We start from the raw sequence: 8,455 nt of genomic DNA on the forward strand, positions 1-8,455 counted from the left end.
TCCGGCCCGGTACGGCGGGGCACGACCCGGCCGGCGGTCGGCGGGGCCCCGTCCTGCCCGCGCACGGGGCCCCGCCGGCGGCCGGTCGGCTCAGCCCAGTTCGCCGGCCGCCGTCTGCTCCGCGAGGCGGACCAGCGTCCGTACCGCCGAACCCGTACCGCCCTTGGGCGTGTACCCGAAGGGGCTGCCCTCGTTGAAGGCCGGCCCCGCGATGTCGAGGTGGGCCCAGGTGATGCCCTCGCCGACGAACTCGCGCAGGAAGAGACCGGCGACGAGTCCGCCGCCCATCCGCTCGCCCATGTTCGCGATGTCGGCGGTGGCCGAGTCCATCCCCTTGCGCAGGTGCTCCGGCAGCGGCATCGGCCAGGCGGGCTCGCCGACCTCCTCGGCGGCCTCCAGCACCGCGGCGCGGAAGGTGTCGTCGTTCGCCATGATGCCGAAGGTGCGGTTGCCCAGCGCCAGGACCATCGCGCCGGTCAGCGTCGCGACGTCCACGATCGCGTCGGGCTTGTCCTCCGAGGCGGCCCACAGCGCGTCCGCGAGGACCAGACGGCCCTCGGCGTCGGTGTTGAGCACCTCCACCGTCTTGCCGCTGTACATGCGCAGCACGTCACCCGGGCGGGTGGCGGAACCCGACGGCATGTTTTCGGCCAGGGCCAGCCAGCCGGTGACATTGACCGCGAGGCCGAGGCGGGCGGCGGCGACCACCGCGGCGAACACGGCGGCGGCACCGCTCATGTCGCACTTCATCGTCTCGTTGTGCCCGGCCGGCTTCAGCGAGATGCCGCCCGAGTCGTACGTGATGCCCTTGCCGACGAAGGCGAGGTGCTTCTTCGCCTTGGCGGAGGTGTACGACAGCTTCACCAGCCGCGGACCCGACGCCGAGCCGGCGCCCACGCCGAGGATGCCGCCGTGGCCGGCCTTGGCCAGCGCCTTCTCGTCGAGCACCTGCACCTTGATGCCGTGCTCCTTGGCCGCGGCCTGCGCGACGGCGGCGAACGCCTCGGGGTCGAGGTCGTTGGGCGGGGTGTTGATCAGGTCGCGGGCCCGGTTGAGCTCCTCGGTCACGGCGGTGGCACGCTCCACGGCGGCCTTGAACGCCTTGTCGCGGGACTTCACGCCGGCCAGCACGGCCTCGGCGAGCGGCGCCTTCCGGTCCTTCTTCCCGTCCTTGCCGTCGTCGTCGTCCCTGTTCTTGTAGGCGTCGAAGGAGTACGCGCCGAGCAGCGCGCCCTCGGCGACCGCGCCGGCGTCGGCCGCGTCCGTCATCGGGAGGGCGAAGACGGCCTTCCTGGACCCGAAGAGGGCGCGGGCGGCCACGCCGGCCGCGCGGCGCAGCGCCTCGGTGTCGGGGGCGGCGTCCTTCTCGGGCTGGGTGCCCAGGCCCACCGCGACCACGAGCGGCGTCTTGAAGCCGGTCGGCGCGGGGAGCTTCGTCACCTCACCCTCGGCGCCGGACGCGCCGAGGGTCTCCAGGACGTCGGCGAGCCTGCCGTCGTAGGCCTTGTCCACGGCTTCGGCGCCCGGTACGACGACCGGGCCCCCGGCCGGGGACGCAGTGCCCTTGGCGACACCGATCACGATCGCGTCGGCTCGCAGGCCGGGCAACGCGGCGGTGCTGAGAGTGAGAGCAGTCACGGTGGTGAATTCTCGCTTCCGATGTGAAGTTGCAGTGGCCGAAAAGTGTGGGTCGACCGGGCCCGGCGCCGACCCTAACGGCGACCTGGCGGTACGGTCTCGGCGGGGCCGTCCCCGGTACGGCGACACTCCGGACGAGACTACGCGCGTCTGCGTGTCCGCTCCCTCCCGCGGGCCTTCACCCATCGGTGACGTGGCGGCCGTCCTCGGGGCCCCGCCCGCGGACCGCCGGACGGCGGCGAAGGTGAGACACCCGTGAGACGACCCCCAGGACCGCTTGCCGTGCCACTCGCTCTGGGCGCGCTGCTGCTGCTGCTCGCGGGCTGCGCCTTTGGAACGGACCCCGGCTCCGGATCCGGTCCGGGGTCCGGGCCCGGGCAGAGCGACGGCCCCCGCTGGCAGCCGCGTCCCGGCACCGACTGGCAGTGGCAGCTCAGCGGACGCCTCGACACCTCGGTCGACGTACCGGTCTATGACATCGACGGGTTCGACCACTCCGGGGACACGGTCGCGCGGCTGCACCGCGACGGCCGGAAGGTCATCTGTTACCTGTCCACGGGCGCCTGGGAGGACTTCCGCCCCGACGCCGGCGACTTCCCCGGCGAGGTGATCGGCCGCGGCAACGGCTGGGAGGGCGAGCGCTGGCTCGACATCCGGCGTACCGACGTCCTGGAGCCGATCATGGCCGAGCGGTTCGACATGTGCCGGGACAAGGGCTTCGACGCGGTGGAGCCGGACAACATGGACGGTTACCGCAACCGCACCGGGTTCCCGCTCACCGCCGCCGACCAGCTCCGCTACAACCGCCTGATCGCCCGGCTCGCCCACGAGCGCGGCCTGGCCGTCGGCCTGAAGAACGACCTGGACCAGATCCCGCAGCTGGTCGGCGACCACGACTTCGCGGTCAACGAGCAGTGCGCCCAGTACGGCGAGTGCGCGCGGCTCACCCCGTTCATCGAGGCCGGCAAGGCCGTCTTCCACGTCGAGTACGAACTGCCCACCGACCGCTTCTGCGCGGACTCCCGGCGGCTGAGGTTGAGTTCGCTGCTGAAGAAGTACGAACTGGGGGTCTGGCGCCGAGCCTGCTGAGGCCCGTACCGGACAGCCCCGGGGCGCCGTGGACGATTCAGCCCAGCGCCGCGACGACGAGGACGGTCGTCGCCGCGGTCTCCGTCAGCGCGCCGAACACATCGCCGGTGACCCCGCCGAAGCGGCGGACGCAGTGCCGCAGGAGAAGGTGCGCGGCCGCGGCCGACAGCAGCACCGCGAGGACGGTACGGACGACGCCGTCCGCGCCGAGGAGGGCGCCCCCGGCCGCCGCGGCCCCGGTCACCGCGAGCGCGACAGCCGCCGCGCCCGCCCGCGGGACGACCCCGGCGACCGCGGCGCCCAGCCCTTCCGGACGGGCGGGCGGCACCCCGGCGCGGGCGGCGAGGGTGAGGACGAGCCGGGCCGCGACCGCCGCGACCACGGCGGCGAGCGCGCCCCGGGTCCAGGAGTCGCCGTAGGCCTGGGCCAGCGCGGCCACCTGGGCCAGCAGCACCAGGACGAGGGTGAGCACGCCGAACGGCCCGATGTCCGACTGCTTCATGATCCGCAGCGCGTCCTCGGCCGGCTTGCCGCTGCCGAGCCCGTCCGCGACATCGGCCAGCCCGTCGAGATGCAGCCCGCGCGTGAGGACGGCGGGTACGGCGACGGTGGCGACGGCGGCGAGCAGCGCGCCCGCGCCGAGGAGCAGCAGCAGGAGCCCGACGGCGGCGGCCGCGGCGCCCACCACCAGCCCGGCGAGCGGGGCGCACAGCATGCCGCCGCACGCGGCCGGGCGGTCCCAGCGGGTCACCCGGACCGGGAACACGGTCAGGGTGCCGAAGGCGAAGCGCAGACCGTCGGACAGCGAGGTCAGGAAGGGTGCGGGCACCGGCGCAGGTTACCCGGTGGTCAGCAAGGCACCCCGAGCCGCCATGGATAAAGTGCGCTTATGGGACATTGGCTGCAGCGGAACATCATCGAGCCGGGCAAGCTGCCGCTGCTTCTCGCCCTCGCCGCCTTCGTCCTCACCTTCGTGATCACCCGGGCCGTCACCCGGCTGATCCGGGCCGGCAAGGGCCCCTTCGGCAACGTCAAGGCGGGCGGTCTGCACATCCACCACGTCGTGCCCGGCGTGATCCTCACGGTCGTCGGCGGCTTCGGCGCGGTGGCGAGCGGCGGGCGCGGCTTCGGGTCGGCGCTCAGCGCGGTCGTCTTCGGCGTGGGTGCGGGTCTCGTCCTGGACGAGTTCGCGCTGATCCTGCACCTCGACGACGTCTACTGGACCGAAGCGGGCCGGCAGAGCGTCGAGGTGGTCGTCCTCACCGCCGCCCTGGTCGGGCTGGTGCTGGCCGGGTTCTCCCCGTTCGGCGTCAACAACCTCAGCGGGGAAGAACTCCAGAACCGCGTCGGCGTCGCCCTGAACGTCGGGGTCAACTTCCTCTTCTCGCTCATCGCCCTGAGCAAGGGCAAGGCGAGGATCGCCGTGTTCGGCGTGATCGTCCCCGTCATCGCCCTGTTCGGCGCGCTGCGCCTGGCCCGTCCCGGCTCCCCGTGGTCCAGACACTTCTACCGGCGCAGACCCCGCGCCCGCGCGAAAGCCGTCCTCCGCGCCTACCACCACGACCTCCGCTGGTCGGCGCCCCGCCGCGCCGTCCAGAACTGGATCGGCGGCACACCCGACCCCGACCCGCCCCGCCCCATTGAACGTGGGTGACAGGGCGGGTGGACGTGGGTGACAGGGCGGCGGGGGTGCCGGGACCGCCTCTCGGGGCGTAAGAGGGCCGGCTACTCGGGCTTCGGCGCTCCCGGGGTCTCCGGTTCCGCCGGTCGGTCCGTCTCGGCAGGCCGCTCCGAGGATTCCGGTGTCTTCGGCGCCTCCCGGATCTCCGACTCCTTCGGGTGTTCCGGCAGTTCCGCGGCCAGGGCGGCCGCCGCCTGGACCAGGGGGAGGGCCAGGAGGCCGCCCGTGCCCTCTCCCACGGTGACGCCGTGGGAGAGGAGCGGTTCCAGCGCCATCCGGTCCAGTGCCTTCGCCTGGCCCGGCTCACCGCTGTCGTGCGAGGCCAGCCACCAGTCCGGCGCCCGGAACGCGATCCGCTGCGCCACCAGCGCGCACGACGCCGTCACGACCCCGTCGAGCACGACCGGCATCTTCCGTACCGCGGCCTGCAGCAGGAAGCCCGTCATCGCGGTGAGGTCGGCCCCGCCCACCGTCGCCAGCAGCCGCAGCTGGTCGCCGAGCACCGGCCGGGCCCGTCGCAGCGCGTCGCGGACCGCCGCGCACTTGCGCATCCAGGCCAGGTCGTCGATCGCCAGCCCGCCGCGCCCGGTGACCACGGACGCGTCCGTCCCGCACAGCGCGCCCACCAGCACACCCGCCGCCGTGGTCCCGCCCACGCTCACATCGCCGAGCACCACCAGGTCCGTACCGGAGTCGGCCTCCTCGTCGGCCACCGCGACCCCGGCCCGGAACGCCGCCTCGGCCTCCTCGAGGCTCAGCGCGTCCTCGACGTCGATCCGTCCGCTGCCGCGCCGCACCCGGTGCCGTACGACGTCCTCGGGCAGGGTGTCCGGGTCGCAGTCCAGGGCCATGTCGACCACCCGCACCGGCACTCCGAGCCGCCGGGCCAGCACGGACACCGGACGGCCGCCCTCCAGCACCTCGCGCACCAGCTCCACGGCGCTGCCCGCGGGCCGCGCCGAGACACCCTGCCGGGCGATCCCGTGATCACCGGCGAAGAGGACGACCCGCGGCCGTTCGATCGGCCGCACCGGCACCGCGGACTGCGCGGCGGCCAGCCACTCACCCAGTTCGTCCAGGCGGCCCAGCGACCCGGGCGGCACGATCTGGCGCTCGCGGCGCGCCTCCGCGTCACGGCGTACCCCGCCGTCCGGACGCTCGATCAGATCGGTGAAGTCGTCGAGATTAAGCGCGCTCATTCGCCGAACAGTACCGGCCCGGATCGAACACATCGGGGTCCTGGGGCCCGTCGTCGGCATCCTCCGGGCCGCGCCGCCGGCATCCCGCCCGCCGAACGACGCCACCCCGGCGTCATTGCGCCCGGGATCGCCATCCGATCCGTAACGTTTTGCAAGGGAATGTCGTCACCGTGCCCCGACCATGCAGTCAGGACACCGAGCCCGTTCCACCCGTTCCGTTCGCGCCCCTCCCTGTTCAGCCCCGCCCACCTCACCCCGCTCGCCCCGCCCGACCCACCCGGAGCCGCCATGTCAGAGCCCGACGCGCCCGCCGCCGTCCCGTCGCCCGCCGCCCGCCGTGCTCCGGTCGTCCCCGCCCAGCAAGCCTCCGTGCGGGTGCACGAGCCGCGCCGCGGGGACTGCCCCTGGTGCGGCTCGGCGCGGCTGCGCAACCGGCTGCGCACCGGTGACCTGCGGCGGCACCGGCCGGGCCGGTTCACCGTCGACGAGTGCCGGGAATGCGGACACACCTTCCAGAACCCCCGGCTCACCGCCGAGGGCCTGGCCTTCCACCACCGGGCGCTGCGCGGAGCCCCCCGGGACGCCGTCACCGACCACGTCCTCGCGCTGCGCGACGCCCCGCGCCGCCGCCGGGCCACGGCCCGCGCGATGCTGCGCTTCGGCGAACCGGAGAGCTGGCTGGACGTCGGCACCGGGCACGGCCGCTTCCCGGACACCGCGCGGGAGTTCTTCCCGTACACCGCCTTCGACGGCACCGACCTCACCGCGCGCGTCGAACGCGCCCGCCTCCTCGACCGCGTCGAGGAGGCCCACATCGGCGCGCTGACGGACCCGAAGCTGGGAGCCCGGGTGGCGGCCCGCTACGACGTCGTCAGCCTGCTGCACCACCTCGAACACACCACCGACCCGCGGGCGGAACTCCGCGCCGCCCTGGACGCCCTGCGCCCCGGCGGACATCTGCTCATCGAGACGCTGGACCCCGGTTGCGCGTTCGCCGCCCTGTTCGGCAACCGGTGGCTGTCCTACGACCAGCCCCGCCGACTCCACCTGCTGCCGCCGCGCAACCTCCGGGCCGAACTGGAGGCGCTCGGCTGCGCGATCGTCACGACCAGGTCCGTCGCCGCCAAGCCCGGCACGTCCGGGTCCAAGCACCGTGCCCTGTACGTCCCGTACGACCTGGCCGGCGCCGCCGCGCTGGCTCTCTCCCATGCCCTGCCCGCTCCGGACGCCCCGTGGCGCGCGATCCCGCCGACCCCGTTCCAGCAGCAGGCGCGTGCCGTGCTGCTGCGGGCGGGTGTCCCGTTGGTCGCCGTCGCGGCGCTGACGGACTTCGCGCTGGCACCCGTCCTGCGGCACACCCCGTTCGCCAACGCGTACCGGATCATCGCGCGAAAGCCGGCGACCTGACCCGGCGCCGACCCCGGTTCACCCCCGGAGCGCCAGCGCCTGGCCCGCCACCACCAGCAGCACCTGCTCGCACTCCCGCGCGAACGCCGCGTTCAGCCGCCCGAGTTCGTCCCGGTACCGGCGGCCGGACGCGGTGGCGGGGACGATGCCCGAGCCCACCTCGTTGGACACGGCGACCACGGTCCGCCGGGTCGCGCGCACCGCGTCCGTCAGCTCACGCACCCGTTCCTTGAGCGCCCGTTCGCCGCCGTCCGCCCACTGGGCGTCGTCCCACGCCCCGACGGAGTCCATCGCGTCCGTCAGCCACAGCGACAGACAGTCCACCAGCAGCGGCGGCCCGTCGACCCCCAGCAGCGGCACCAGATCGCAGGTCTCCAGGGTCCGCCACGACCCGGGCCGCCGCTCCTGATGGGCCGACACCCGGGCCGCCCACTCGGTGTCCCCGTTGCGGGACCCGCCGGTCGCCACGTACAGCACCTGGGGCAGGGTCTCCAGCCGGCGCTCGGCCTCCACCGACTTGCCGGACCGCGCCCCGCCCAGGATCAGCGTCCGGCGCGGCAGGTCGGGGACGTCCTCGTAGGCGCCCACCTCCAGCGTGGTCCCGTCCGGCACGGCGCGTGCCCCGGCCGCCGCGAGCCGGCGCCGCTCCTCCGCGCCCGGCGGCACGTCGTGGTCGAGGTGCACGGCGACGACATCCGTCGTCGGCCCCACCGCGCCCACCGCCCGCAGCCGCGCCAGCGCGTCCGGGCGCCCCACGACGTCCAGCAGCACCATGGCGTACGGTGCGGCCGGCTCCTCCAGGCCGGCCGGCGCCGTGCCCGGCGGCAGATACAGCAGCCGCTGCCCGTCCGGGCCGGTCACCGCGTACCCGGTGCCCGGCGCGTCCAGCGCCACCGCCCGCACCCGGTGGCCCGTCAGCAGCGCCAGCTCCCGTCCGTCCGGCACCCGGCCGGGCTGCGGCAGCCCGGCGGGCACCTCGACCGCGGGACCGTCGTGCGGATGGGAGAGCAGCACCTGGCGCACACCGCCCAGCGAATGCCCCGCGCGGGCGGCGGCGAAGGCCACGCCCGGCATCAGGTCGAGCAGCAGCGAACCGTCCACGAGCAGCGAGGTCGCCGCGCGCGCGTGGGGACCGGCGGCGGACGCGCAGGCGGCGCAGGGACAGTCGGGGCGGGGCAGGCCCGCGGGGGCACCGGTGCCGAGCAGAGTGAGTTCCACGGACCCGATTTTCGCCCCTCTCCACGGCTCCTGCGCGCCCGGTCGGGCACTGTCACCGATGATCCCCCGAATCATCCGCGGGACAGGCTCACGCGTTTCCTTTGGTATCCGTAGTGATGGTGTCATCTGGTGGTGTCGTGCGTCCGGTACCGGTGTCGGTAGGACAGGCGAGTGTGAGGTTCGAATGTGTGGCCTTTGCGCGGGTGTGTCGTTGATCGGATGA

General features: G+C 74.4%; 7 protein-coding genes. 3 read left to right on the forward strand and 4 right to left on the reverse strand.

What is annotated here, in order from left to right:
* Positions 1-90: 90 nt before the first annotated feature.
* Positions 91-1,638, reverse strand: coding sequence for a leucyl aminopeptidase (locus tag ACFP2V_RS23740; protein WP_381216037.1), 1,548 nt, complete (start codon positions 1,636-1,638; stop codon positions 91-93).
* A gap of 282 nt (positions 1,639-1,920) precedes the next feature.
* On the opposite strand from ACFP2V_RS23740, the gene ACFP2V_RS23745 reads away from it, so the two are divergent.
* On the forward strand, positions 1,921-2,727 hold the full coding sequence (locus ACFP2V_RS23745) for an endo alpha-1,4 polygalactosaminidase (RefSeq protein WP_381216040.1): 807 nt from the start codon (positions 1,921-1,923) through the stop codon (positions 2,725-2,727).
* 37 nt (positions 2,728-2,764) lie between these two features.
* Here the strand turns inward: ACFP2V_RS23745 and ACFP2V_RS23750 are convergent, their stop codons facing one another.
* The gene (locus ACFP2V_RS23750) at positions 2,765-3,556 is read right to left on the reverse strand and encodes an adenosylcobinamide-GDP ribazoletransferase (RefSeq protein ID WP_381216043.1); all 792 of its coding nucleotides are present in this window, start codon (positions 3,554-3,556) and stop codon (positions 2,765-2,767) included.
* 60 nt (positions 3,557-3,616) lie between these two features.
* Between ACFP2V_RS23750 and ACFP2V_RS23755 the strand changes: the two genes are divergently transcribed.
* On the forward strand, positions 3,617-4,381 hold the full coding sequence (locus ACFP2V_RS23755) for a hypothetical protein (protein WP_381216046.1): 765 nt from the start codon (positions 3,617-3,619) through the stop codon (positions 4,379-4,381).
* Positions 4,382-4,452: 71 nt separating this feature from the next.
* On the opposite strand, the gene cobT is transcribed toward ACFP2V_RS23755, so the two are convergent.
* Entirely contained in the window at positions 4,453-5,607 is a 1,155-nt protein-coding gene (gene cobT, locus ACFP2V_RS23760) for a nicotinate-nucleotide--dimethylbenzimidazole phosphoribosyltransferase (RefSeq protein ID WP_381216049.1), read from the reverse strand.
* A 288-nt stretch (positions 5,608-5,895) separates the two neighbouring features.
* Between cobT and ACFP2V_RS23765 the strand changes: the two genes are divergently transcribed.
* Entirely contained in the window at positions 5,896-7,014 is a 1,119-nt protein-coding gene (locus ACFP2V_RS23765; RefSeq protein WP_381216052.1) for a class I SAM-dependent methyltransferase, read from the forward strand.
* Between the two features lie 18 nt (positions 7,015-7,032).
* On the opposite strand, the gene ACFP2V_RS23770 is transcribed toward ACFP2V_RS23765, so the two are convergent.
* Positions 7,033-8,232, reverse strand: coding sequence for a bifunctional adenosylcobinamide kinase/adenosylcobinamide-phosphate guanylyltransferase (locus ACFP2V_RS23770; RefSeq protein WP_381216055.1), 1,200 nt, complete (start codon positions 8,230-8,232; stop codon positions 7,033-7,035).
* Positions 8,233-8,455 lie beyond the last annotated feature (223 nt).

Origin of the sequence: Streptomyces incanus (assembly GCF_042656345.1) — a bacterium.
GTDB lineage: Bacteria > Actinomycetota > Actinomycetes > Streptomycetales > Streptomycetaceae > Streptomyces > Streptomyces incanus.